The 26,168-nt window shown below is 50.8% G+C and carries 23 protein-coding genes, 1 pseudogene and 1 riboswitch; of the genes and pseudogenes, 9 read left to right on the top strand and 15 right to left on the bottom strand.

What is annotated here, in order from left to right; translation table 11 throughout:
* The first annotated feature begins 65 nt into the window (after positions 1–65).
* A complete protein-coding gene (locus HMPREF6485_RS09050; RefSeq protein WP_004341886.1) occupies positions 66–908 on the top strand; it encodes a patatin-like phospholipase family protein in 843 nt (280 codons plus the stop codon).
* A 38-nt stretch (positions 909–946) separates the two neighbouring features.
* Here the strand turns inward: HMPREF6485_RS09050 and HMPREF6485_RS09045 are convergent, their stop codons facing one another.
* The 3 genes from HMPREF6485_RS09045 to ligA all read right to left on the bottom strand — a co-directional run bounded on the left by HMPREF6485_RS09045 (position 947) and on the right by ligA (position 6,120).
* The gene (locus tag HMPREF6485_RS09045; protein WP_044126004.1) at positions 947–3,151 is read right to left on the bottom strand and encodes a sodium-translocating pyrophosphatase; all 2,205 of its coding nucleotides are present in this window, start codon (positions 3,149–3,151) and stop codon (positions 947–949) included.
* Positions 3,152–3,397: 246 nt separating this feature from the next.
* On the bottom strand, positions 3,398–4,072 hold the full coding sequence (gene trmD, locus HMPREF6485_RS09040; protein ID WP_004341889.1) for a tRNA (guanosine(37)-N1)-methyltransferase TrmD: 675 nt from the start codon (positions 4,070–4,072) through the stop codon (positions 3,398–3,400).
* Positions 4,073–4,131: 59 nt separating this feature from the next.
* Positions 4,132–6,120 carry an NAD-dependent DNA ligase LigA gene (gene ligA, locus HMPREF6485_RS09035; RefSeq protein ID WP_004346105.1) on the bottom strand — a complete coding sequence of 663 codons (1,989 nt, stop codon included), beginning with the start codon at positions 6,118–6,120 and terminating at the stop codon, positions 4,132–4,134.
* A gap of 124 nt (positions 6,121–6,244) precedes the next feature.
* On the opposite strand from ligA, the gene coaW reads away from it, so the two are divergent.
* Together coaW and HMPREF6485_RS09020 are read left to right on the top strand one after the other, a co-directional pair.
* Positions 6,245–7,075, top strand: coding sequence for a type II pantothenate kinase (gene coaW / locus HMPREF6485_RS09030; RefSeq protein ID WP_004341891.1), 831 nt, complete (start codon positions 6,245–6,247; stop codon positions 7,073–7,075).
* Positions 7,076–7,636: 561 nt separating this feature from the next.
* Entirely contained in the window at positions 7,637–8,308 is a 672-nt protein-coding gene (locus tag HMPREF6485_RS09020; RefSeq protein ID WP_004346102.1) for a hypothetical protein, read from the top strand.
* Between the two features lie 72 nt (positions 8,309–8,380).
* On the opposite strand, the gene cbiB is transcribed toward HMPREF6485_RS09020, so the two are convergent.
* The 8 genes and pseudogenes from cbiB to HMPREF6485_RS08980 all read right to left on the bottom strand — a co-directional run bounded on the left by cbiB (position 8,381) and on the right by HMPREF6485_RS08980 (position 16,988).
* Positions 8,381–9,346, bottom strand: coding sequence for an adenosylcobinamide-phosphate synthase CbiB (gene cbiB / locus HMPREF6485_RS09015; protein ID WP_004346101.1), 966 nt, complete (start codon positions 9,344–9,346; stop codon positions 8,381–8,383).
* The gene (locus tag HMPREF6485_RS09010; protein ID WP_004346100.1) at positions 9,322–10,269 is read right to left on the bottom strand and encodes a pyridoxal phosphate-dependent aminotransferase; all 948 of its coding nucleotides are present in this window, start codon (positions 10,267–10,269) and stop codon (positions 9,322–9,324) included. The genes cbiB and HMPREF6485_RS09010 overlap by 25 nt, the downstream gene beginning before the upstream one ends.
* Positions 10,270–10,429: 160 nt before the next feature.
* Positions 10,430–11,146, bottom strand: a pseudogene (locus HMPREF6485_RS09005) (cobyric acid synthase); the annotation flags it as partial.
* Entirely contained in the window at positions 11,134–11,634 is a 501-nt protein-coding gene (locus HMPREF6485_RS09000) for a cob(I)yrinic acid a,c-diamide adenosyltransferase (protein WP_004346098.1), read from the bottom strand. The gene HMPREF6485_RS09000 and the pseudogene HMPREF6485_RS09005, both read right to left, overlap by 13 nt.
* Before the next feature lie 2 nt (positions 11,635–11,636).
* A complete protein-coding gene (locus HMPREF6485_RS08995; RefSeq protein WP_004346097.1) occupies positions 11,637–12,683 on the bottom strand; it encodes an iron ABC transporter permease in 1,047 nt (348 codons plus the stop codon).
* A 9-nt stretch (positions 12,684–12,692) separates the two neighbouring features.
* Complete coding sequence (locus tag HMPREF6485_RS08990; protein WP_004346096.1) at positions 12,693–13,862, bottom strand: ABC transporter substrate-binding protein; 1,170 nt, start codon at positions 13,860–13,862, stop codon at positions 12,693–12,695.
* On the bottom strand, positions 13,863–14,981 hold the full coding sequence (locus HMPREF6485_RS08985; RefSeq protein WP_044126002.1) for a YncE family protein: 1,119 nt from the start codon (positions 14,979–14,981) through the stop codon (positions 13,863–13,865).
* A gap of 30 nt (positions 14,982–15,011) precedes the next feature.
* Positions 15,012–16,988, bottom strand: coding sequence for a TonB-dependent receptor (locus HMPREF6485_RS08980; RefSeq protein ID WP_004346094.1), 1,977 nt, complete (start codon positions 16,986–16,988; stop codon positions 15,012–15,014).
* Positions 16,989–17,070: 82 nt separating this feature from the next.
* Positions 17,071–17,258, bottom strand: a riboswitch (cobalamin riboswitch).
* Positions 17,259–17,464: 206 nt separating this feature from the next.
* Here HMPREF6485_RS08980 and HMPREF6485_RS08970 point away from each other — a divergent pair.
* Positions 17,465–18,934 (top strand): SLC13 family permease, encoded by a 1,470-nt coding sequence (locus tag HMPREF6485_RS08970; RefSeq protein WP_004346093.1) that lies wholly within the window; start codon positions 17,465–17,467, stop codon positions 18,932–18,934.
* Between the two features lie 628 nt (positions 18,935–19,562).
* Here the strand turns inward: HMPREF6485_RS08970 and pheS are convergent.
* Entirely contained in the window at positions 19,563–20,603 is a 1,041-nt protein-coding gene (gene pheS, locus HMPREF6485_RS08965) for a phenylalanine--tRNA ligase subunit alpha (protein WP_044125999.1), read from the bottom strand.
* Between the two features lie 163 nt (positions 20,604–20,766).
* Between pheS and HMPREF6485_RS08960 the strand changes: the two genes are divergently transcribed.
* From HMPREF6485_RS08960 to HMPREF6485_RS08950, 3 genes are read left to right on the top strand one after another with little or no spacing between them, the layout of a single operon-like run.
* Positions 20,767–21,618 (top strand): DUF4348 domain-containing protein, encoded by an 852-nt coding sequence (locus tag HMPREF6485_RS08960; protein WP_211205725.1) that lies wholly within the window; start codon positions 20,767–20,769, stop codon positions 21,616–21,618.
* 2 nt (positions 21,619–21,620) lie between these two features.
* A complete protein-coding gene (gene murB, locus HMPREF6485_RS08955; RefSeq protein ID WP_044125997.1) occupies positions 21,621–22,661 on the top strand; it encodes a UDP-N-acetylmuramate dehydrogenase in 1,041 nt (346 codons plus the stop codon).
* Positions 22,658–23,431, top strand: coding sequence for an MBL fold metallo-hydrolase (locus tag HMPREF6485_RS08950; protein ID WP_004346087.1), 774 nt, complete (start codon positions 22,658–22,660; stop codon positions 23,429–23,431). Before murB ends, HMPREF6485_RS08950 begins: the two co-directional genes overlap by 4 nt.
* Before the next feature lie 441 nt (positions 23,432–23,872).
* Here HMPREF6485_RS08950 and HMPREF6485_RS08945 read toward each other — a convergent pair whose 3' ends face one another.
* From HMPREF6485_RS08945 to HMPREF6485_RS08935, 3 genes are all read right to left on the bottom strand, one after another.
* A complete protein-coding gene (locus HMPREF6485_RS08945) occupies positions 23,873–24,133 on the bottom strand; it encodes a hypothetical protein (protein ID WP_004341906.1) in 261 nt (86 codons plus the stop codon).
* A 110-nt stretch (positions 24,134–24,243) separates the two neighbouring features.
* Complete coding sequence (locus HMPREF6485_RS08940) at positions 24,244–24,594, bottom strand: phage holin family protein (RefSeq protein ID WP_004341907.1); 351 nt, start codon at positions 24,592–24,594, stop codon at positions 24,244–24,246.
* A 10-nt stretch (positions 24,595–24,604) separates the two neighbouring features.
* Entirely contained in the window at positions 24,605–24,820 is a 216-nt protein-coding gene (locus tag HMPREF6485_RS08935; RefSeq protein WP_004341908.1) for a YtxH domain-containing protein, read from the bottom strand.
* Positions 24,821–25,110: 290 nt separating this feature from the next.
* On the opposite strand from HMPREF6485_RS08935, the gene HMPREF6485_RS08925 reads away from it, so the two are divergent.
* Together HMPREF6485_RS08925 and ruvX are read left to right on the top strand one after the other, a co-directional pair.
* Positions 25,111–25,605, top strand: coding sequence for an SPOR domain-containing protein (locus tag HMPREF6485_RS08925; protein WP_004341909.1), 495 nt, complete (start codon positions 25,111–25,113; stop codon positions 25,603–25,605).
* Positions 25,605–26,024 carry a Holliday junction resolvase RuvX gene (gene ruvX / locus HMPREF6485_RS08920; protein ID WP_004341910.1) on the top strand — a complete coding sequence of 140 codons (420 nt, stop codon included), beginning with the start codon at positions 25,605–25,607 and terminating at the stop codon, positions 26,022–26,024. The genes HMPREF6485_RS08925 and ruvX overlap by 1 nt, the downstream gene beginning before the upstream one ends.
* The last annotated feature ends 144 nt before the right edge of the window (positions 26,025–26,168 follow it).

Below are 26,168 nucleotides of genomic sequence, written 5' to 3'. Positions count from 1 at the left end.
TGTAGATATTTGTTATCTTTGCAATCAAAAATGAATGTTACTTGAAAATTTATAAATAATTAAGAGTGAAGATAGACAGAAACACGGGATTGGTTCTTGAAGGTGGAGGTATGAGGGGCGTTTTTACGAGTGGTGTTTTGGATGCTTTCATGAAGTATGAACGTTATTTCCCTTATATTGTGGCAGTCTCGGCAGGGGCCTGCAACGGCATGTCGTATGTGAGCCGTCAGCCTCGTCGGGCCCGTGTGTCAAATATTGACTTTTTAGCGCGCTATCAGTATATCGGTCTTCGCCATCTGGTCACTCAAGGGTGTATCTTCGACCGTGAATTGCTCTACGACAAGTTTCCCAACCAGTTGTTGCCTTTTGATTTTGATACTTATTTTAAATATGCCGCCGGTTTTGAGATGGTCACGACAAATTGTCTGACCGGTCGACCGATGTATCTAAGTGAGACCACTGAACAACGGCGAGCCTTGGATATCGTAAGGGCCTCGAGCAGTTTGCCTTATGTAAGCAAGATAGTGGAGGTGGATGGCATACCGATGCTCGATGGGGGAATCACCGATTCCATACCGGTGGCGCGTGCAATGGCTGTCGGGCACAGCCGGAATGTGGTGGTGCTGACTCGCAATAAGGGATGGCGGGACGAGAGTAGAGACCGCAAGGTGCCTAAGTTCATCTATAAGAATTATCCCCGGTTGAGGGTGGCTTTGAGCCGTCGGCATGTGATTTACAACGAACAGCTTCAACTCATTGACGACTTGGAGGCCGCCGGGCAGATAGAGTGTATTCGCCCGCAGCGTCCCTTGGAGGTGGGGCGCATCGAAAAGGACATTGATAAATTGGAACGCCTTTATGAAGAAGGCTTCTCACTTGGAGAAGCCTTCTGTGTTACCCATGAATGATTTTACCTGAAAAACCTATTAAAGATGGGCTTTATCGTTTAGATGAATGCCACCGTGAGGCCGGCCATCACGATGCTCACCATTGACATCAGCTTGATAAGAATATTCAGACTGGGCCCGGAGGTGTCCTTGAACGGGTCACCTACAGTGTCGCCCACGATGGTTGCCTTGTGGCATTCCGAACCTTTACCGCCGAAATGACCTTCTTCCACCAGTTTCTTAGCATTGTCCCAAGCACCTCCGGCATTGGCCATAAACACGGCCAGTGTGAAACCTGCCGACAGTCCTCCCACCAAGAGGCCCAACACACCGGCCACACCGAGCACAGCACCCACAGCTATGGGAATGAGGATGGCAAGGAACGAGGGGAGTATCATCTCCCGTTGGGCACTGCGGGTGGAGATTTCCACACAGCGTCCGTAGTCGGGTGTGGCTTTGCCTTCGAGAATACCTTTGATTTCTTGGAATTGGCGGCGCACCTCTTCGACCATAGCACCGGCGGCGCGTCCCACAGCTCCCATGGTGAGACCGCAGAAGAGGAAGGCTGCCATTGCCCCGATGAAAACGCCCACAAGCACTTTCGGGTTCATCAAGTTTACTTGGAAGAATGCCATGAAGTCGGCCATGTCGGCTGTCGCCGGATTAAATGCGTTGCCGGCAGCGTCGATAAAACGAGTCCCTTCCTCCATAGCCCGGGCCATGGCAATCTTCACTTCTTCCACGTATGAGGCCAATAAGGCCAGTGCCGTGAGGGCTGCCGACCCAATGGCGAAGCCCTTGCCCGTAGCAGCTGTAGTGTTTCCGAGGGCATCGAGGGCATCTGTGCGGTGGCGCACCTCCTCTCCCAGTTCGCTCATCTCCGCATTGCCGCCGGCGTTGTCGGCTATGGGACCGTAGGCATCGGTTGCCAGTGTGATGCCTAGTGTGGAGAGCATCCCTACGGCAGCAATGCCAATGCCGTAAAGACCGCGCGAGATGGAGGCCGACGACATGGACAAATCGAAGCCGTTGGCGCAGAGATAGCTCAGCATGATGGCCACAGAGATGGTCACCACAGGCACACAGGTGGAAATCATACCGGTGCCGATGCCCTTGATGATGACTGTGGCCGAGCCTGTCTGTGATGCTTCGGCTATCTTTTTAGTGGGGGTATAGCTTTGGGAAGTGTAGTATTCGGTAGCCTGACCGATGATGACACCGGCTGTCAAACCGCTGATAACGGAAAACGACACGCCCAACCAGTTGTCCAACTCCAGCAAATAAAGGATGAGGAAGGTGGCAAGTGCTATGAGCACTGCCGACACATTGGTACCCATTCCGAGCGAATGGAGCAGGTCTTTCATTGTTGCACCCTCCTTGGTCTTCACAAGAAAGATGCCTATGAGCGAGAGGAAGATGCCTACGGCGGCGATGATCATGGGGGCGATGACGGCTTTGAGTTGCATGTCGGCATTCATGGCAAAAGCAGTTGCACCGAGAGCGGCTGTGGAGAGTATCGAACCACAGTAGCTCTCGTAGAGGTCGGCACCCATACCGGCCACGTCTCCCACATTGTCTCCCACGTTGTCGGCGATGGTTGCCGGATTGCGCGGGTCGTCTTCGGGGATGTTGGCTTCCACCTTGCCCACAAGATCGGCACCCACATCGGCTGCTTTGGTGTAGATGCCTCCGCCCACGCGGGCAAACAAGGCTTGTGTAGAAGCACCCATACCGAATGTAAGCATGGTGGTCGTGATGGTGACCAAGGCCATGTTTTCGCCTTGATATACGGCGTTTAGCACGAGAAACCACAAGGCGATGTCGAGCAATCCGAGTCCCACCACCACGAGCCCCATCACAGCTCCACTGCGGAAGGCAATCTTCAGTCCACGGTCAAGGCCTTCACGGGCACCATTGGCCGTGCGTCCGGACGCGTAAGTGGCAGTTTTCATGCCGAAGAAACCGGAAAGTCCGGAGAAGAAACCACCTGTGAGAAATGCAAACGGAACCCACGGATTTTGTACTTTCAGCACGTATGCCATCAATGAAAAGATAACGGCCAGTACGATAAATACTATCAGCACCACTTTATACTGCTGTTTGAGATAGGCCATAGCCCCCTTTCTCACGTGTTCGGCTATTTCAATCATTCGTGGAGTGCCTTCTTCCGCTTTCATCATGGAGTTGAAAAAATACCAAGCCATGCTTAAAGCCACAATAGAGGCTACTGGGACCAACCAAAATACAGTAGGGATTCCGTTCATAAACAAATTAGATTTAATAATGTATAAGTCAATAATAGATTTCTCTTTTAATACATCGCAAATATAGTGAAAACATCGTTTCGTGTTGTAAAGATTTACGTAAATGTTACGTAAAATGCCAAAAGGCCCGTTTCCCAATCGAGAAACGGGCCTTGATGTATAATGCTTTCAAAATATCTTCCGGAGACGGAAACCACTCAAGAATCAAACGTGCCATTTTGCGTGTACGACCTTTTGGATCAACGCTTATTCCAACAAGTCGGGGCGTAGCCGCCGGGTGCGCTCTATAGCCTGATCCAACTCCCATTGCCTGATTTTAGCCTCGTTGCCGCTCAGCAGCACTTCGGGCACTTTCCATCCTTTATAGTCGGCCGGCCGGGTGTAGATGGGCGCGGCAAGGAGATTGTCTTGAAAACAGTCGGAGAGGGCACTCTGCTCGTCGCCAATCACGCCCGGCACCACGCGTATCACGGCATCGGCAATGATGGCTGCTGCCAGTTCGCCACCGGTAAGCACAAAGTCACCCACTGATATTTCCTTGGTGATGAGATGTTCTCTGATGCGTTGGTCAATACCCTTGTAGTGGCCGCAGAGGATGATGAGATTGCCTTGCAGCGACATCTCGTTGGCCATCTTTTGGTTGAAAGTCTCCCCGTCGGGCGACACATAGATCACATCGTCGTAGTCTCGTTCGCCTTTCAATTTGGAGATGCAGCGGTCTATCGGCTCGCACTGCATCACCATACCGGCCGACCCACCGTATGGATAGTCGTCCACGCGGCGCCATTTGTCCTGCGTGTAGTCGCGCAGGTTGTGCAGATGTATCTCGGCCAGTCCTTTCTTTTGTGCTCTGGCCAATATGGATTCGTTAATAAAGCCCTCAATCATTTCGGGCAAAACGGTGATGATGTCTATTCTCATATTTTCGGCAAAGGTAGCAATAAATCCCAAAACTCACAATGAAAGCCCCCGCAAATGCTTCAGACCGCATCGGGATTGCCGAAACGGCTTATGAAATCATCTTCCGAAATAATCTCGATGCCGAGCAGTTTGGCCTTCTTGTTTTTCCCCGAAGTCGACTCCACATCGTTGTTGATGAGGAAACTCGTGGCCCCGCTCACACTGCCCGCCACCTTGCCGCCTTCCGACTCGATGTAGGATTTCAGTTCGTTGCGATTCTTGAAATGATACACATCGCCTGTGATGACGAATGTAAGACCGGCACATTTGTTTCCTTGGGGGACTTCCGACACTTGCGACACACGAATCTCGCACAACAGATGGTCGACGAGCTGTTGGTTAGCTTGTGACCGGTTCCAGTTGATGAACGAAGCCGACTTTTCCGGTCCGATGCCCGGGATATGGGCGAAGTGGTCGAGATTTTCTACCGTGCGGGCCGTGGACAGAAGGTCAGCCAGCGGATAGGCGGAGAGCAAACGCTTGCACACGTCGGCTCCGCAAAGGGGGATGGACAGGGCAAAGAGCAGCCGATGGGCCTCGGCATCGCGTGATTTCTCAACCGATGCCATGATGTTGGCAGCCGAGCGCTCGCCGAAGCCTTCAAGCCCTGCCAACTCGCGTTGGTGCTCGCGCAGATGGTAGAGGTCGGCATATTCGCCCACCCATCCGAGATTGATAAATTTGGCAAGGGTCTGTTCGCTGATACCGTCAATGTTCATAGCTTCTTTGGACACGAAGCGGGTAAACTTCTTGAGCTGCTTGGCCGGGCAGGCATCGTTGGTGCAATGGAGGGTTTCGGTGTCGCTCATGCCGCTGATGGAAATTTCTGTCGGCGCACAGCAAACGGGACACTTGCCCGGAATGTCAAACTCGCCCACAGTCTCAATCACCTTGATAACCTTGGGGATAATCTTGTTGGCCTTGATGACAGAGAGGCGCGTGCCGCTCCCGCCGATACCCAACCGGCGACACTCGCTGATGTTGCAGAGCGATGCACGCTTCACGGTGGTGCCCTCCAACTCCACGGGGCGGAAGACGGCCACGGGCGAGATGGTGTTGGTGGCGCACGACCACTCCACATGGTCGAGTTCGGTTTCGGCGGCCTCGTCCTGCCACTTGAAGGCCAGGCCGGCCCGGGTGGCATGATGTCCCGTCACGGCCCCCGTGGCGGCATAGGCCGTGTCGTCGTAGGAGATCACCAGCCCGTCTACGGGGTAGGGATTGATGCGGTGGGTCACTTTCTCCGTCCAGCGGGCAATGACAGTTTCCACTTCTTCAAGCGTGGGGTTGGCTATCAGCTCCCGCTCAACAGGCTTGAAACCGTTGGCTTCCAACCAGTCCATGCGCTTGCCCCATGCGTCTATTTCTTCGTCGGTATAGACCAGTGTGAAGGGTATCCAGCGGATGTGGCGCTGTTTGATTTCGTTCACATCTTTGAGTGTCAGCGAGCCCGATGCCAGATTGCGCGGGTTGGCATATTCCTCGTCGCTCTCCATGTTGAAGCGTTCAAAGTCTTCGTAGGAGATGACGGCCTCACCGCGGATCACGGTGTGCCCGGCCGATTTGATTCTGGCAGGCAACCCGTTGATGGCTTGTGCCAGATGGGTGATGTTGGTGCCGATGTGCCCGTTACCCCGTGTGACGACTTTGGTGAGCCTTCCCCCGTCGTAGGTGGCAACGAGTGTCAGTCCGTCGAGCTTCCACGAGAGCCAGATGGGACGGCCCTCGGCCCATTTCACAAGTTCTTCGGGGCGTTTGGTCTTAGCCAGCGAGAGGGCGGGAAACTCGTGTTCTTCCTTTTGTCCCTTCACATCGTCGGCGGAGACTTTGGCTGTGGGCGAATCGGGAAGCGTTTCCCCCGTCTCTTCTTCCAACTGTCTGAGCCGGTCGAAAAGGGCATCCCACTCATAGTCGGTCATCAGTTCCGGTTGGCCGTTATAATAAGCGTCGGAGGCGGCATTGAGCCGTTCGACGAACTGTCGCATCTGTTGTCGTTTGTCTTCTGTCATGGTTGCAAAGTTAATGAAAAATGTAGATAAAATGCCGGCAGTGTTAAGTTATTTTTCCTTTTCCAGCCTTTTCTTTACAATTATTGTTATCTTTGCAGCATCAATCAAAAAGACGTAAGAGCGTATGAGCAAAATAGTTATCGGAATCGATGTCGGTATCAGCACAACGAAGATAGTGGGTGTCAATGCCGACGGTGTGGTGATTTCACCCATCCGCATCAAGGCCACCGACCCCATCACCTCTCTCTATGGGGCTTTTGGCAAATACCTGCACGACAACAGGGTGCGGTTGGAAGACGTGGAGCATGTGATGCTCACGGGCGTGGGAGCCGCCTACATCGATGAAGACATCTATGGGCTGCCCACATCCAAGAGCGAGGAGTTTGTCGCCGACGGACTGGGGGCGCGTTACGAGTCCAAACTCGACCGCATGATCGTTGTGAGTATGGGCACCGGCACCAGTCTTGTGAAATGTGAGGGCGACGACATACGCCACATTGGCGGTATCGGCATCGGTGGGGGCACGCTGGCCGGACTGAGCCGCATCATGCTCAAGACGGATGACATCAAGCAGATAGCCGCTCTGGCAATGGAGGGCGACATCACCAAGATCAACTTGCTGATTGGCGACATCAGTGCCCATCCTCTGCCGGGACTGCCCATGAGTGCTACGGCCAGCTTGTTCAGCAATGCCAAGGCCAACGCTACTCGTGAAGACATTGCCATCGGCCTGATACACATGGTGTTGCAGTCGATAGGGTCGGGCAGCATTTTAAGCAGTCTGGGCAGTGGCATCAAAGACTTTGTGATGATAGGTAATCTGACACTCCTGCCGCAGTGCAGGGAGGTGTATTCCGCCATGGAAAAGCTTTATGGCGTTCATTTCCGTATCCCCAAGTACTCCGAGTTCTGTACGGCTATCGGCGCAGCCTTGAATTATTACAGGGAAAGATAGAATAGTCGGTTGTATAGTGAGATTTTGAAAATACATGACTTGCTCCTTTCTCCCATTCTTGGCGGCAAACGAAAAAGCTGTGCCGGAAAAGCAAAAAAGGAGAGGAAAAATGGTCAAAGGGGCTTCGTCGCAACGCCAAAGGGCCACACTTGGAAGCTCGTTTGGGCCGAGTGGGAACACGAAACGGGCTCTTTGACAATACCATACGGGCCGGCACTGTAGGAGAAGGCCCCCTTTAGGGGGTGGGGGAACAAAAAAGGGAAGCACATACGCGCTTCCCTTGCTCATGCAAATATACAACTTTTTGCGGCAAAATGCAAATGGATGTGGAAATATGTTGACAGCTTGAGTGCCTGGCTGATAATTTAACAGGGGTCGTAGCTTAACTTTTGTCGTTTTTGCAAAAGTGCGGTATATATTATATTAAGGTGTCGTTTCCCAAGCCTTAGTCTTCCTTTTGCATTAGGATTCATTTGCAAACATGTTCCAAAAAGTTTGGGCCAAATATTTGTCCGTCTCAGAAAATCTCCTTACCTTTGGCGAAAACGAAAGGAAGTGACCATGAAAATTACGCAAGACAACTTCGACGCCCTATACGTCGATCCTATCGAGCAGCAGCAGATAGACCATTTTATCTGCCGTGAGATGGCCCGGCAGATTCATCGTTACATCAAGGCTATGTCGGGCTCAAAGCAAATCATGCTGAAGTTTGAGGAGCAACTTGCCACGCTCACCGATGCTGACAAGGAGCGGGCCATTGCCAGATATATCGACCTCAACCGCAAGGCAATCAACGGATTGGACTTCAAGCAGGTGCTGGTGAGAGCCGTGGCCAACTATTGCGACACCTACGGGTATATGTTGAAAATGGTCAATGACAAGCGTCGAATGATTTACTACTATCTCCACATGAAGCAGAAATATCTGCAATTTCATGAAGTGTTTGAGGAGAACGGACTTTTCGGTATGCGCGACCATGAAGGAAAAGTCATCATTGCGCCCAACTACCAATTCCTCCGCACATGCTATGTCTATGTGGATGACCTCCGCACATTGCCGGTCATTGCACAGAAAGACGGCCGCATGGGGTTGATATTGCCTGACGGACAAGAGACGGTGGTGTCGCCGTTTGTCTATGATGATATAGCTTTGCGTGACGAGTATCCTTATTTTGAGGCTTATAAAGGACGGAAGAAATACCTCATCGGTAAAGAGGGAAAGGTGGTGGCGTGAATTGGTTTTCCGTTCCGGCATGGCAAGATTAGCCCACTCCGGAGACGAAATCTGACCAGTCGGCGTATATTGTCAGCACTTCGCGTATAACATTCCCGTCATAGTCACAGCCATTACCGCTACAAGCATCATGGCTTCTGTCAGGCGGTTGAGTCTGACGGCTGCTTTCATGTCGTCACGGTGTAGCGGTCTTTCATGCTCACCGATATACGGTTTTTCTATCCACTCGCCATGATAGCTGTGTCCGCCGCCAAAGCGACAACCGAGCAAGCATGCCAAGGCCGCTTCGGGCCATCCGCTGTTGGGGCTGAGGTGGGCATGGGAGAAGTAGCACATTTGGCGAAAGCGTCCGGCCAAGGACGTTCTCGAGAGCGGAAAAGAAGTTGAAAGAAAGAGGGCACCCATGAGCATCAGGCAGGCTGTGAGCCGTGCCGGCAGCCAGTTGGCTGCATCGTCGATGCGTGCAGCCACACACCCAAAATCCTTATAGCGCACTGTGCGGTAGCCGATCATCGAGTCGAGTGTGTTGATCATCTTGTAAGCCATCATTCCCGGCACCCCTAAAAGCATCAGCCAGAACAGCGGTGCGATGACCCCGTCTGAAAGATTCTCGGACAGAGTTTCCAAAGCTGCCTTTTTCACTTCCTGTTCCGACAGTTCGGTCGTGTCCCTTCCGACGATGCGGGCCACTTGTCGTCGACCTTTTTCAAGTGAGATGTCCAATGCGTCGAACACCTTTTCCACTTCTTTTATCAGTGTGGTGCCGGCCAGGCAAAAGAATATCAGAATCGTTTCCAGGCAGACTTTGGCTTCATGGCTCAGGACAGACAGAAGAAGCGATGTGCCGCCCCATGTGCAACCTATAAGTACAAGGGACAGCACACCGCCTTTTATTTTTCTTTGTTTACCTTTGTTTAGCCGACTTTCCCCCGCACGGATCATTTTGCCAAATGCCACAACGGGATGGGGAAGCCATGAAGGATCGCCCAACAGGAGGTCGAGCAGCCAACCAATTATGAGAGATATTGGATTAAACATCTGATGAGTTTGTCGTTTTCTTCCGGCAGTTGGGTAGCCAGCCGGATATATTCCGGGCCTATTCCCTTAAACGTTGAAGCGTCCCGAACGAGGATTCCATACCGTTGGGCCAATGCTTCTTTCACTTGGCGTGCAGAGTGACCACTCAGTCGCACAAGGAAAAAATGAGTGTCGGTGGGCTGTGCCTCGCACCCTTCTATCTGATTGAGCAGATAGCGGAAACGTTGAGTTTCTTTCAAAAGCCAAGCCATTTCGGGAAGCACGTGGATATCGTTAGTCACCAGAAACTTGCCGGCTTCTATGGCTAAGGCATTGACACTCCACGGCACCATGTTTCGGCGCAGCCGGGCGATGAGGTCACGATGGGCTGTGAGGTAGCCCAACCGTAATCCCGGTATGCAGTATTTCTTGGTCATGGAGTGGAGGAGTATGCAGTTGGGACGGTTCACGATGTCGCGATCGGTCAGCATCGGAGCTAAGGTGTAGGCTTCGTATGCTTGGTCGATGACATGCAAATCGTCAGAATCGTGAGGAGGAATAAGTTCTGCAGGTGGCCTGCTATGGCCTGTCGGGTTGTTAGGATTACAGATCCACCGGAGTACTCCCGTCCCTTTTTTCTCGGGATATTCGGAGAATGTTGGGTGAAGAGTCACTTGATTTCGCTCTGAAAAACTATTGGCTATCAGCCGGATAGCATCGGTTGCACCGTTGGTTACCAGTATCTCTTCCTGAGAGATGCCCAACCGTTCTGCCAGTATCTTTTCAAGGGAGCTGGCTTCCGGTTCCGGATAATTGCGGATGAGGTCTAAACGTTTGGACAGATGCTCTTTTAACAAAGACAGGTCGGCATGTGTCCAAATGTTCGAACTGAAATTGATTTGGATATTCGGATAGTTGTATAGGTCATCACCGTGGTGTTGCATCGTCTTTCTTTCAAACAGTTTACATATCCTCTTTGTTTTTCATCAGTACCTTCAATGCTTCTATGTCGAGATATTTCCTTACGTGATCGGCCAACAAGTCGTATTGTCTTTCGCGAAAAGAAGCGTTTTCTAATAATTCATTGTCGGGCGTGTTCCCACGTAGAGTGTCTTCCTCTTCGATGACAATATGGTGGTAATAGGGTATCACCCCGAGCACCGGAACGCCACATAGCTCTTCCAGCATTCTCTTGCCATCTTCAAAGAGGCGGCCGTCACCGCGGAATTTATTGATGACTATGCCCTTGATGCGTTTTTGGTTTTCAGGCGTTTGAAGTTTGATACTCCCGTAGCAACTGGCAAACACACCGCCCCGATCGATGTCGGCTACAAGTATGACAGCAGCATCGGCGTATGCAGCCATGGGCATATTTACGAGATCTTGGCGTTGAAGATTCAGTTCCGAGACGCTTCCGGCCCCTTCCATGATGATAGGGTCGTAAATGTCTTTCAGTCGGTCGAAAGCGGCAAATATCTGTTGTCTGAGTATGGAACGGTCGTCTTCCCGATAGAGTTGCATGGCCGTTTTACAGCCTAATGAGGTGCCGTTGAGGATAACCTCAGACGTATGGTCTCCCTGCGGAATCAACAGTAGAGGATTCATGTCCGTAGTCGGGGATATTCCGGCGGCTTCTGCCTGCACGGCCTGTGCTCGGGCTACTTGCTTTCCGTCTTCAGTCAGCCGGTAGTATGGGGCCATGTTTTGAGCTTTGAAAGGTGCCGGATGCAAACCGTCTTGCCTCAATATACGGCACACGGCGGTGGCCAGGGTACTCTTACCCACATCGCTGCCCGTGCCACAAAACATTATCGGTCGCATATCGCCAACATGAAAAGGTAGTCGCTGAGCCGGTTCATAAATTTCATGACGGCTTCGTTTAAAGGGTATTCGCGCTGAAGTGTCCACATCCTACGCTCACAAGTGCGAGCTTTTGAGCGGGCATAATGCAGGAATGCTGCCATCCGGCTGCCTCCGGGAATTACGAAAGTAAAGGGTGTGCTGCCGGATGTCGTGTCGATAAAAATCTCCAGTTTCTTGGTTAGGGTCATGATGGCCGCCAAGTCAAATGTTTCTTGGCTTTTCGTGTTAGCTATAAGGGCCATGATGGCCATCAGTTGCTTTTGAATGGACTGTATGAATGTCTTTCCTTCGTCGCCATCTTCCATCATTGACGTGATGATGCCCAACAGCGAGTTTAGTTCGTCTATCTGTCCGTTGGTCTCTATGCGAATGTCGTCTTTCGGCACTCTCACACCTTGGCGCAAAGAGGTTTCGCCGCCATCTCCTCTTTTCGTATATATCTTCATAGCTATTTGTTTTTGATGATTACATAGATGATGACCGGTGCCCCGAGTAGAGGAGTCACTGCATTGAGTGGTATGACGCCCGTCTCGCCGGGTAAATAGCAGAGCAGGTTGCACAGCAGAGCCACCACGGCTCCCGTCAATATGGTTGCGGGTAGCAGTTGCCGGTGGTTGTCGGTGGTGAGCAGCAGCCGTGCTATATGGGGGACGGCCAATCCGATGAAAGCCACCGGTCCGCAAAAGGCGGTGGTGATGGCCGTTAATAATCCGGTCACGAGAAGCAGAATATTCCTCACCCGGTGTGTGTTGATGCCCAAATTCTCTGCATACTGTTCGCCGAGCAGTAAGGCATTGAGCGGTTTGATGAGTGCGATAGACAGGATAAGACCCACTAATGTGACCGAGGCAAACACGGGCATGTGCGCCATCGACACACCACCGAAGTTGCCCAATCCCCACACCATATACGACTTGACGCCCTCTTCTGTGGCGAAGAAATTGAGCAGTGATATGGCCGAACTGGACAGATAGCCTATCATGATGCCGATGATGAGGAGCATGATGTTGTTTCTCACCATAGAAGAGCACACAAAGATGATACCCGTAACGAGCATAGCTCCGGTAAATGCAGCTAAAAGAATGGCCACGAAACCGCTCACTGTGAAAGCGTTGGTCATCACACTTCCACCAAGCAGCAACATGACCAGTGCTACCCCCAGTCCGGCTCCGCTATTGATGCCGAAGATGCTTGGGCCGGCCAGTGGATTACGGAAGGCCGTTTGCAGCATCAAGCCGCTCACGGCCAGCGATGCTCCCGACAGCATGGCGGTGAGGGCTTGAGGTAACCGTGCTTCCATGATGATGAATTGCCACGAAGGATGTTCAGCAACGACAAGTCCCGATGAGGGAAACAGCATGGCTGACAGGCGAGGAAACAATACGGATATGACTCCTGTGGCGGGAATCTTCACGCTCCCCACCACAAGGTTTAAGGCAAACAGTGCGATGGCTGTAGCCCCCAGTCCGATACAAAGTTTCACTCCTTTGGGCATACGCTTGGGTTATCGCAATTTTTCGTAATAGTGCATGGGCGCAAACCCCGCAATGTCGGGGTGTACAATTTGGATGATATCGCTCAACAGACGGTCGGGATGGAAACTCACTTCCTCAAAATAGGGGCGGCGTGTACAGTCGCACGCAAAGACCATTCCCGTGTGGAAGGCCTTCAATTCCTTGTATCCGTGATATTCGGCCAACAGCTCTTGCAGCGTGGCCGGATGCTCGTTATATTTGTAGAGCCATACATCGGCCTCCCCGGCCTTGTCGAGCACGGTCTCGAAGGGCAAAGAGATGCTTCCGGAGTGGGTGTCACCGGCAAAGGGGTAGTGTGCCCCGGCATCTTTCAGCATTTCGCCTATCACGCTTTTTCCGCCGGGTACATACCACACGCTACCCGTTTTCTTTTCCGTGATCACCGAGCGTGACACTTTTGAGTGGGCCGCGGTTGCCTTCAATGTTTGGTAATTGCGGTCCACTTTTTCAAATAATGCCTCTGCCTCTTTCTCCTTACCGTAGAGCATACCATAAAATTTCATCCATTCGGCGCGCCCGAGTGCCGAAGTCTCCATGTAGTCGGCTGTCTCTATGATAGGAATGTTGATTTCTTCCAATTTGCCATAGCCTCCGCTGTTCTCGAATGGGGAGATGAGTAAAGCCTGCGGTTTGAGGTCGATAATCTTCTCCACATCGGCGCTCATGCCGTTGCCGCAATCCACAATGGAGTGGGGATTGGTCTTTGACAACGGGGCTGCCGTGCGCCTCTGCACATCGGGAATATCGATGTACTTCAAGTCGCACACCCCACTGATGGCCTGTTCCGCTTTCAAGTCGTAGAGCAATGCGCAGTGTACGGTCGTGAAAACGACAGAACGTTCTATTGGCGTTCTCACCACCGTAGCCTCTTTACCGGCGAGTCCGGCCATTCGGGTTGTCAGGTCATCCCCTTTTCTGCCTTTAGGCACCAAGGCGTATGTATGCAGTGTCTTTCCTTCATTCCACGGGTCGATGAGCTTCACCACAGTGTAACCATCATATTTCACGATGGTGAGATGGCGTGCGTAAGAGAGTGCTACGGTGTCTCCACCGCTTGCTGCCGGCCCTGTGGAAGATCCGGTGCAAGCGGTGAAAATACCGCACAAGAGAATTGCAAAAGCAATGAAGAGCCTTTTCATTTACTTCCAGCTGACCGAAGTGTTGAAGAATATAGCACCCGGGCCTACACCGATGTCATATTTACGCAGCTCTGTGCTGTTGGCATCATATTCTTTCAGATAAGCAGGAGCTTTATAGTCTGCCCTTTTTGTATCGGCATTTGTGTTATAGGAGGTCAGGAAGATGTGTCCTGTAGCCGGATCAACAGCAATAGACGCGGGATGTTCTACAGAAAGATTGAGTGAAGAACTCTTTTGGTTTCGGACATCATACTTGCTGTATGATACGGTGGCTGCGCCATAGGGGGCATTCACGGTATAGAAAGCACCGCTGTGGTAGGCTGCGCTTGTAGCGTCAGGGACAACGACTTTTTTCAGTGATATTTTACCCATGCCGATGGTCAGCTGCTTGATGCCGGCATCTTTCTGGTTCCACTTCTCGTCGTATCTGCCTAAATCGAGTACATATAAGTTGTCGTTGATGTAGTAGACCGCTGTTGGATTTGTCACGCCTTCCACTTTGCTTTCCCCCACTTGACCATCTTTAAGGTTGATAATCGAAATGCTGCCATTGCCGTTTCCATAATCGGAGTTGGCCACATAGATGATGTTGTTGATGCCGGTCAGTCCCTCGGGATAAGAGCCCACCTTATATTTACTGCGCAACTTGAAGGTTGCCGTGTCAATGGCAGCCACGTAGCCACCGTAGGTAGTCACCCAAATGGCACCACCACCGGCGATGATGTGACGAGGCTTATCCCCATCCTTTGTACCCAGCAGCTCGGTAGTTTTGATTTGCCGGATGGATTTCAGATTCTTGTCGGTCACTTCTATCGTGTTTTCACCCGTCACTACGATATAGACCTTGCTGCCATAGACTAAACCGTCGTTGGGTGTATCGCCCAGACTGCGGCCGTTGGCGGCCTTGAATGCTCCGTTGGCAGCTTTGTTGGTGGCAATGTCGATATGCGTCAACGAGCCATCAATCTTGCCGGACAGATTGCCTGTACACACGACATAGGCTCCTTTGGAGGACAATACCGGCGTGAGCGGTCGTAAAGACGGATCGTCATCATCGCACGATGTGAATGTGGCTGTGCCCATGAGCACGACGGCCAAACTTAATAAATACTTTTTCATCTTCTGTTCTATTAAATATATGTATAACAATTAAAACTCATAACCGATGGTCATTTGCCAACTGATGCCGGGCATGGGATAGCTGGCGACAATTTCGTATTGTCGGTTGAGCAGGTTTTTCAGGTCGCCCCGCAGTTGTAATCGGCCCTTGCCCAGATCTATGTGACGATAGGCCGAGAGCCCGGTCTCCCAATAGCCGGCGATGAGCGTACCCTCGTAGTGCTCGTTGTTGGTCCAGCGGCTGCTGACGCCTGTGCCGTGGAGCGTGAGGTTGACCAACGGATTCTCCCAACTCAGAGCTGCCGAGCCGGTGTGCCGGGGAATATAGGCTATCTGGTTGCCATAGTAAGGCGACTGCCGGTTGGTGCGGTTGACAATATGTTGGTGGCTGTAACTGCCTGTCAGCGAGAGGTGCTGCCGTTCACTCAGACGGCAACCGACGCGCCAAGTGGCATCCACTCCTTTGCCTTCCACCTTGCCCACATTGATGTTGGTCCATATAAACATATTGTAAGGCACGGCCACAATCTTGTCTCTTACATGATTCAGATAAGCGTCTGCTGTCACCTGTGCTTCCCAACGACTGCCAAAATTCTTCTGCCACGTTACACCTATATTATATTGGTCGGTGTTTTCGGCATCCAGATCGGTGCTGCCGTAGTGAAAATAATAGCTCTCGTTGAAGGTGGGCACGCGGAAAATGTTCTTATAGGAGAGACGCACAAAAAGCTGTTCGGCCGGTAGCGGGCGGTAGGAGAGCGAAAGCGAGGGTGACAACCGTCGCATATCCTTGGCCGAGGCCCCATCTTTGGCCTTGTTGAAATAGAGCGAGTGGAGCAGGCGGGCCAACAGTGTGAAACGCCCCGTGGCGTATTTTGCCGACAGCGACTGCAACACCGTGTGCCGGTAGGGGCGTGTGGCGGTGGGCAGACTGCTGCTCAGATTGTTGAAAATGTAGTCGGCTGAGTAGTCGAAGCCCCACCGGTCGTTCGGCTGACAGAGTAGGGCCACCGATGCGTAAGCCTCCCGTTGCCAATAGTCTGCATCTTTCACGCCTCCTGGATAGAGGTCGTCACGGTAGGACGATGCCGCCCAGTTGTATTTGGCAGTGGTCTTCAGCGCCCACCGCCCGTCGCGGTTTTGCGAGAGCCACCGCGCCTGTCCGAAGCAGTTGCGGTCGTGCAGCGTCTCACCGCTTGCATTGGTGTAATATCTCACGATACCCGGCAGCCGCCGATCATTGTCATAGTAGTAGAGCTTGCCCCACAGCCGGTTGAGTTTGTTGGGTTGCCACACGACATTTATCTCCCCGTGGCCGCTGTTCATGCGGCTGTTGGCACGGTGCTCACGAGTCTTGTAGATGCCATTGCGCAAAGTGAAGGGATAGTTGTTTTCGGCGTAGACATATTCGCCCACAGCCGACAGTGTGATCCTTTCAGTGACAGCTTGTGCATAGCGCACGAACGGACTGATATAGCCGAAAGCCCCCCCTCGGAGTTGGGTGGTGAGATGCGGACTGTGGTCTTGGGGTGTTTCGCCCATTGTTTCGATGGAGAGTGTGGCCGGCGAGGCAGCCTGTCGGGCTGGGATGAAGAGGTCGTCGTTGTCGCCCACCACAAGTTGCAGGACAGCCACATGGTCGAGCGAGTAGCGCGAAACGTCTATTTCTCCACTCTGGCATTCGCTCAACAGCACTCCGTCATAGCTCACCCCCGTGTGCCGGGCTCCGAACCCTCTCACGCCCACGGTTTTCATGCCACCCGCCCCGCCATAGTCGCGCAGGTTGACCCCCGGCAGGCGGTGCAGAGCATCGGCTATGTCGGTAATACCCATTTGCAGCAAGTCACCTCGACCGAGGACATATAGCGGGGCTGCGCTTGTGAGTGCCTTATGGTGTCGGCTCTCTGTCACCTCCACGCCTTGCAGCCGATGTGTCCGGAGCGAGTCGGTATGCTCTTGGGCCGAAAGCGACAAGCCGGGCGACATCATACAGCCACACAGCATCATCGCCACTCTATGTATGCGGATACATACCATTCCGTCGATATTCTCTAAAGATTACTGCTTGAGCATTTTCCTCGAAATGCGGAAGCCATATACACAAGCGGCAGGTCTTCTGACTCACGGTCTGGAAAAACGGAACGGCCTTCCCGAAAAAATGTCAGTGGCACGAATGTTCCGCTCAAAGAAAGACCGATTACAGCAGCGGGACTGTTCAGGACTTTCACCTGCTTCCCTTTTAATCAATCGGATGAACCGGCTTGCGGATGCAAAGATAAAACAAATCCTGCAATCCGCCAAACAAAAGCTGCAATTAAACGGATGAGTGCCGTCATGGACGATGGATGCACCGGGCGTGAGCGAAAGAGAGAAAAGACAAATTTTTTCCTATTGATAAATTTGGCGTATCAAAAAAAAACACTACCTTTGTCAACCTAAAAACCGAAGAACATTGACTTTATAAAACAACAAAAAAACACATTATGCAAGAAACTGTTAAAAAGACGCTGACAGGAGAGTTTGACCGGCGCAAAGGACTGATGCTGATTGTCACGGCCCTCCTCACGCTCGTAGTCTGGAATTTGCCTATCGACAGCTTTGGCATCGAAGGGCTGACCGTGGTTCAGCAGCGCGTGATTGCCATTTTCGTGATGGCTGTGATGTTGTGGCTCACCGAAGCCATCCCGTCGTGGGCCACCTCGGTCACCATCATCTTTGTACTGCTGTTTTGTGTCTCCGATTCAGCCTTCAACTTTTTACAAGGGTCGGAAGGCGAATATGGCGAACTCTTGGACTATCAAGGTGTCATGGCCTGTTTTGCCGACCCCACCATCATTCTCTTCCTCGGAGGTTTCATCCTCGCCATCGCCGCAACCAAGAGCGGGCTCGATGTGCTTATGGCCAAGACGCTGATAGCGCCATTTGGCAAAAAGAGCGAGAATGTGCTCTTGGGATTCATGCTCATCACGGGCATCTTCTCCATGTTCATCTCCAATACGGCTACGGCTGCCATGATGCTTACTTTTCTCACGCCGGTGTTCAAGGCCCTGCCTGCCAACGGCAAAGGGCGTATCGCTCTCACCATGGCCATCCCCATCGGTGCCAACTTAGGAGGCATGGGCACACCCATCGGCACGCCTCCCAACGCCTTTGCCTATAAAGTGCTCAATGATCCCACAGGCCTTGACCTCGGTATTACCTTTGGCCATTGGATGCTCATCATGGCTCCCATGGTGATACTGATGCTGATAGTAGCGTGGTTTGTGCTTCGGAAGTTTTTCCCTTTCACCCAAAAGACCATCGAACTCAATATCGAAGGCGATGTGCAGCATAATTGGCGCACCGTCGTGGTGGCTGCCACATTTGTGTTGACCATCGTGCTGTGGGTGGGCGGCAAGCAATATCTGGGCATCAATGCCAACACCGTGGCCATGTTTCCCATAGCCGTGTTTGCCTTTACGGGAGTCATTACAGCCAAAGACCTGCAAGACATCGACTGGGCCGTCATCTGGATGGTGGCCGGCGGATTTGCTCTTGGTCTGGCCATGAACGGCACAGGCTTGGCCGAGAATGCCGTGAAGAGCATCCCGTTTGCCGAGTTCAATCCGATAGTCATTCTGGTCATCAGTGGCTTGGTGTGCTTTGCATTAAGTAACTTCATTTCCAATACAGCCACGGCGGCATTGCTCATTCCCATTCTCACAGTGGTCTGCCAAGGCATGGGCAACCGTCTCGATGCCATTGGCGGCACATCAACCGTACTCATCGGCATTGCTGTGGCGGCTTCATGCGCCATGTCGCTGCCCATCTCCACACCTCCTAATGCCATAGCCTATTCCACGGGACTCATCAAACAAAACGATATGGTGAAGGCCGGCTTCACTGTTGGCATCATCAGTCTGGTGATGGGATATGCCTGCTTGATCGTTTTCTGCAAAATAGGTATTTTGTAACATTGTCCAACCGGTATGAAGCCGGTAGTAACGAATCACATAAAAGGGAGATTCTCCATGCCGAAGAATCTCCCTTTTCGGTGGTATTCGTCCTGTAGGGTGTGTGTTTTGTTGTAAATAAAGTTTATGACGGATTTGGATTTCCCCCATTTTCTCATTAACTTTGCATTAGCAAGAGGAGTACGCAAGTGCTCCTCTTTTTTGGTTCTATAAGTCCTCAACAGCCCCCAACCCCCTAAAGGGGGCTTTTTGCCTCTGCTTTTGGGGGTCGTCCGGCCCGAATGGCGTTGTAAAACGGGCTCTTTCGCTTCCTCATTCGGCCCAAACGAGGATGCAAGTGTGGCTCTTTCGCCAAACCATTTGGGCCTTGCGAGGAGAGGAAAGGATTATTTTTGACAAATGGAATCGGTCATGTTGTCTTTGCAGAGAAATGCTACAACAGTCCGTGTAAACCTTTTTCTCGTGTTTTAATGTTTTGCACTATATGTCTAAAAGATGAGGATGAAAGTTCGGAGGAGCGGTGTTACAAATAAAAAAGGATGTGGCATGCTAAAACGCCACATCCTTTTATCTTGCTTGGTAATATGTTTTATTTTCCGCTTTCGGTTCGTTTCATGCTGCGCGGAGGTCAGCGAGCCGATTCGAACTCGCGGAGGAATTGTGTGTCGTTCTCAGAGAACATACGCAGATCGCTCACACGATATTTCAAGTTGGTGATACGCTCAACACCCATGCCAAACGCATAACCAGTGTAGACACTGGAATCTATGCCACAGGCTTCGAGCACATTGGGGTCTACCATGCCGCAACCTAGGATTTCCACCCATCCCGTGTGTTTACAGAATCCGCATCCCTCGCCTCCGCAGATGTGGCAGGAGATGTCCATCTCGGCACTGGGCTCGGTGAAGGGGAAGTAACTCGGGCGTAGGCGTATCTTGGTGTCGGGGCCGAACATCTCGCGGGCAAAGGTGAGGAGCACTTGTTTCAAGTCGGTGAAACTCACGTTCTTGTCTACATACAGTCCTTCCACTTGATGGAAGAAGCAATGTGCGCGGGCACTGATGGCCTCATTACGATATACGCGTCCTGGACAAAGAATGCGGAATGGGGGATGATGACATTCCATGTAGTGAGCCTGATCATCGCTGGTGTGCGAACGCAGGAGGATGTTTTTGGTCACATCGTTGGGATCGCTCTGCTCGATGAAGAATGTGTCCTGCATGTCTCGGGCGGGATGGTCGGCCGCAAAGTTGAGCATGGTGAACACGTGTTTGTCATCATCTATCTCCGGACCATCGGCCAGCACAAAGCCCATACGCGAGAAAATGTCGATGATGTCGTTGGTGACAATGGTAAGTGGATGGCGCGTGCCCAACTGAATGGGGTAGGAGGTGCGCGTGAGGTCGATGTCGTCACCAGTGGCCTCGGCCTCTTCCAGTTGCTCCCTCAGCTCGTTGATGCGGGCGATGGCAGTCTGCTTGAGTTGGTTGATCTTGATGCCGACCGTCTTTTTCTCTTCGGCGGCGACATTGCGGAAATCGGCCATGAGGGCATTGATTTCACCTTTCTTACTAAGATATTTCAGGCGAAATTGTTCAATCTCCTCGGCATTGGCAGCCGTGAGTCCGCTTACCTCTTTTAGAAGGGTTTCTATCTTTTCTAATAACATAATCCCAATATTGTGGTTTGAGTGGGAAAAACGGGCACCGGAGAGCTGTCGTTTTCCCTGCTTTGCAATTTGTCTGCAAAGATAACATTTTTCAAGGAAAAGACGAAATATCTCGAAATAAAGTTGTACTTTTGCCATGAAATTTCGACTATATAAAAGGTTTATGAGAAAACTGTCATTGATAGTGGTTTTATCGTCGTTGCTCATGATGGTAGGCTTCTCCACTTCCGGGTGTTCAGACAAGAAACCAGCAACCGATTCGGTAGCAGTCGACACGCTGGGGGCCGACATGGTGGCCAGAGATTCGAGCGATGAACTCATCGCCGAAACACCCATGCCCAAGGCTGCCGACGAACTGTTTGACGACTTTGTGTTCAATTTTGCGGCCAATAGAAAACTGCAATTCAACCGCATCCACTTTCCACTGCCGGTCTATCGTGACGGGAAAATAACTGCAAAGTTGGAGAAGAAGCAGTGGAGCATGGAACATTTCTTCATGCGGCAGGATTATTATACCTTGATTTTTGACAACGCGAAGCAAATGGAGCTGGTGAAAGATACGACAATAGACCATGTGGTCGTTGAAAAAGTGTATCTCAAGTCGGGCTCCGTAAAACAATATCTTTTCAACCGCATCAACGGGCAATGGATGATGACCTCTATCAACTATAAGCCGATGTATCAGAATTTGAACGCTTCGTTCCTCAAGTTCTACCGACAATTTGCTACCGATACGGCCTTCCAATATCGCCATCTTCACAATCCTGTGATGTTCACAGGCCCCGACCCCGATGATGATTTCAGTACCATGACGGGAGAAATAGCTCCCGAGACATGGCCTGCTTTTGCTCCGCAACTGCCCGGCAACATGATTTACAATATTCTTTATGGGCAGAAATATGCGGAGAGCACCCAGAAGATATTTGTCATGCGAGGTATAGCCAATGGTTTGGAACTGGAACTGACTTTCCGCAAACAGGGTGGAAAGTGGATGCTCACCAAGTTGAATCAATAGACGTGAAAGATATACGGAATTATAATCTGCTTGCCCACAACACCTTCGGCATAGATGCTCGTTGTAGGAGGTATGTGGAGTTTTCTTCGTCAGAAGAGGCCCGTCGGCTCGTAGGTGAGATGCTGACTGCTGCCGACACCCCACTGCTCATTTTGGGTGGGGGGAGCAATCTCCTGCTCACGGGCGACTATGGGGGGACTGTGGTCAGTCCCGAACCACGCTTTGAAGTGGAAAAGGTGGAGCAGGACGACTGTTCTGTGGTGCTCAGATGCTGGGCTGGAACCACTTTCGACGATGTGGTGGCCTATTGTGTGGAGCATGACTATCATGGGGCAGAGAACCTTTCGCTCATCCCGGGAGAAGTGGGAGCGAGCGCCGTACAGAACATCGGAGCATACGGAGTGGAGGTGAAAGACTTCATCGTGGAGGTGGAAGCGGTGGAGATCGCCACCGGAAAGATGGTGAATTTTACCAATGACGAATGCGAATATGGGTATCGGCAGAGTAAATTCAAGCACGAATGGCGTGACAAATATCTTGTGACACACGTCAGCTACCGTTTTTCGAAAAGGTTTGAGCCCAAACTCGATTATGGCAATATTCGTGCCCGGCTTGGAGAACTTGATATAGATATGCCTACGGCTCGGCAATTACGTGATGTGATTATCGACATCCGACAGGCTAAACTGCCCGATCCTGCTGTGCAGGGCAATGCCGGAAGTTTTTTCATGAACCCCATTGTAAGTGAAGAAAAGTTCCTTGCGCTTCAGGCAGAGTATCCGCAGATGCCTTATTATCAAGTGACAGAAGCGGGAGAAGGGATGCCTGCTGCCTATAAAATTCCGGCTGGTTGGATGATTGATCGCTGCGGTTGGAAAGGTAAGCGGCTCGGCCCGGCCGGAGTCCACGACAAACAGGCCCTGGTGCTTGTCAACCTTGGAGGGGCCCGCGGAGAGGATATTCTGCATTTGTGCAATACCATTCGTAGGGATGTGAGGGCGCGTTTCGGGATCGAAATTTATCCGGAGGTGAATATCCGATGAAAGTGACGCTGTTGGGAACGGGGACTTCCGGTGGCGTGCCGGCACTCGGATGCCAATGTGAAGTGTGCCGGTCGGCTAATCCTAAAGACCATAGGCTGAGGGCTGCGGCACTGGTGGAGACCGAGCGAACACGTGTACTGATAGATGCCGGGCCGGACATTCGGATGCAGTTGCTTGGACAGTCTTTCAAGAAGATAGACGGCGTGTTGCTCACGCATGTCCATTACGACCACGTGGCCGGACTTGACGACCTGCGGCCTTATTGCTATGCTTTCAATGGAGTGGATGTCTATTGCGACGAGAAGGTGAACCGCGGCTTACACTACATGATGCCTTATTGTTTTCCATCCGACCCGATGATGCTTTATCCCGGGGCCCCCGTGTTAAGTCTTCATACCATTGAGGCTCACAGCACATTGAAAATTGGCGAGTTGGATATCATGCCCATACTCGTCATGCACGGCAAGATGCCCATCTTCGGCTACCGTTTCGGCAAGTTTGCCTACATCACTGACATGAAGACAATGGCTGATGAAGAATACTCCTACTTCGAAGGCGTGGAATATTTGGTAATCAATGCACTTCGTTGGGAAAAGCCCCATCACAGCCATCAGCTGGTGGATGATGCCATAAAGGTGGCACGGAAAATTGGGGTTAAACATACATGGTTCACCCATCTTACCCATTATATCGGTTTTCACGAAGATGCCAATCGCCGCTTACCGGCAGGCTTTGAGTTTGGGTATGACAATCAAGTGCTGACATTTTAGCAAGTCATGGCCATTGAGAGAACTTTTCATTTCAGGCATGAAAATCGTTACACCTGCACAAAGTTGCTGTTTTTGGGGTGAAAAGTAGTCAATAGATATTAAAAATAGTTGTAATATGGTCGTTTTTTGCTTGTAACTATTGTAAGCATTATAGAAATGATTATCTTTGCAATGTGTTTTTCATAGTATTAGATTTAAGGTTAACAAGGTTGGAGTACGGCGGTACTCCTTTTTTATGTCCTTAAGTTTGTGAATTCATAAAATATCTGCTTGTATTTTAATGCCTATATGTTTCCCCTCGTCAGTGTTCGGGCATAAAAGGAGGGCAGGTCGAAGTGATTCCGGCCGGCGGCTTGGATCTCCCTTGAACATGAAGGTACAGGAATAATGATGTGGGCAGAAAAATGTGTAGAGAGTAGAGGAATAGAATAAGGAATAAAACTATTTCTTGAATTTACGATAGAGTTTCCAGCCCAATATGATACCATCGAGAATGCCGGCTCCGGTTGTCATGAGTCCGTTAAGCCGCTTGGAAGGGGTAGCCGAAGCATTGAGCATAGCAGATTTGTGGAACAAATCGTTCCAAAGTGCCTTAATCTTTTGGTCGTCTTTGATGATGTCATTACGCACCATTTCTTTGTGGAGCCTGATGTCGGCCAATGACTTGTAGGCGATTGGTGACGAGTCGTGTGTTTCTATCATGCCGGTTATGTATGATTCTTTATTCTTTCTTGTATTATGTGAGTGGCCATATTTCATGCCGAGACTTCAATTTTCCAATTATTGGGGGAAAACACTTGTGACATAGCAGCTTATTTTTGCATGAGCAGACTGGCCAAAAACTTTACCAGCGGCCGCTCTATCCAACTATGGCGGAAGGCCACTGTGAGTAGCAATGCAAGCAGGTAGAAACCTGCAATGATGCAGAAGGCCCAAGCATTGCCGACTATTGGGGCTAACGCGTAGGCGGCGGCGAATGACAGATAGATAAGTGTCAAGGCGAGTAAACCCGTGAGCACGAGAGTCATGGTGGTGACGGTGAGCAGGCGCACGGTCTTATCAACTACATCGAGCTTCATATATTCCGACTGAAGCCCGATGTAGTGTTTGAGCACTTCTACAAGTTGCCCGATAGTCTCTATGTTTTTATCGTTAGAAAACATAGTGGATGCGTTATACCGTTTCCGTCACCGAGTCCTTGATGTCATCAACGAGATCATCTACATCTTTCTTAGACAACTTGATGTCATGCCTTTTGCAGAAATCATCAATAGCGTCAGAAATCTTGTTGCGTGTGTCCTCGCCCTTCTCCGGGGCAAATACCAAACCGAGAGCCGCTCCTGCGATAGCACCGCCGAGGAATGCGCCAATGTAACCTAATGTCTTCATATTGCAATTTCTTTTAAAAATTAAACATTCTCATTTGTAGCCTTCCATTTTTGCCGAATCGGCAGAAGTAGAGAGGTAAGTCTCCTTTTGCAGAAAACTATAGGGCAAATATAAGGAAAAGTTCCGATATACAGCCGGTTTGAATCTTAATTTTTCGTTAAAAGTGTTGTATAAACTTGATTTAACAAACTTTATGCGCCTTTTCTCTATCTGTTTCATAAGATTTTTGTACTTTCGCAACGAATTATTTTATGAATTTGAAGTTTAACAATATAAACCTATTACGCATTATGAAGAAATATATGGTATTGTGCGCAGGATTATGCGTAGCGCTGGCTTTTTCAAGCTGTAAGTCAAGTGAGAGTGCTTATAAGAAAGCATACGAGAAGGCCAAAGCCCAAGAGACTCAGACGGCTGCACAAGGACCTATCTCTACAGAAACGCCCGTTGTGACTCCGTTGGAAACTACTCCCGCCACACAGACTACTATGGTTGATAATGTCGACAATGCCACTGTGCGCACGGAAGATGTAACGGTGGTCAGCGGTGCCGGTCTGCAGAATTATAGCGTGGTGGTAGGTTCTTTCTCTTTGAAAGCTAATGCCGAGGGATTGCAGAATACGTTGAAGAATGCCGGCTACGATGCACAGATCGCTTACAATTCTGCCCGCAACATGTATCGTGTAGTGGCCTCGACCTTTGCCGATAAGTCGAGTGCTGTACAGAGCCGCAACCAGTTCCGTGCAGGAAATTATCCTGATGCCTGGCTGTTGTTCAAAAAGTAATGAGAATCGTATCAATCGACTACGGTAAGAAACGAACCGGATTGGCAGTGACCGACCCATTGCAGATTATTGCCAATGGGTTGGCCACTGTTTCGTCTGTAGAGCTTTTCGGCTTCCTTGAGACCTATGTGAAGAAAGAGGGCGTGGAGCGTATCGTCATAGGCAGGCCTACACAGATGAATGGACAGCCGAGTGAAAATCTTGTGCGTGTAGAGAACTTCTACAACCGCTGGTGCAAGGCGCATCCTGAAATTCCCATTGAGTATTACGATGAGCGTTTTACATCGGTCATTGCCCACCGGGCTATGATAGATGGAGGGGTGAAGAAGAAGGTGAGACAGGAAAACAAAGGATTGGTTGATGAAATCAGCGCCACAATCATTCTTCAAGATTATATGAAGTCAAGGAAAAGGTTTTAGCCTGCCGGAAAGCCCTCAAAGCGTGTTGAAAGGACAATATACGTTTTTGAGATGGATAAGAACTTTTGAAAGACTAAGTTCCGATGGGGACTTTGGCAATATTAAACCCTGCTCTCCTGCGTGTGGATTTGATTAAAAAGTATT

Origin of the sequence: Segatella buccae ATCC 33574, assembly GCF_000184945.1 — a bacterium.
Lineage (GTDB): Bacteria > Bacteroidota > Bacteroidia > Bacteroidales > Bacteroidaceae > Prevotella > Prevotella buccae.
The sequence above is the reverse complement of the archived record's forward strand: the minus strand, read 5'-3'. Positions and strand labels throughout refer to the sequence as shown.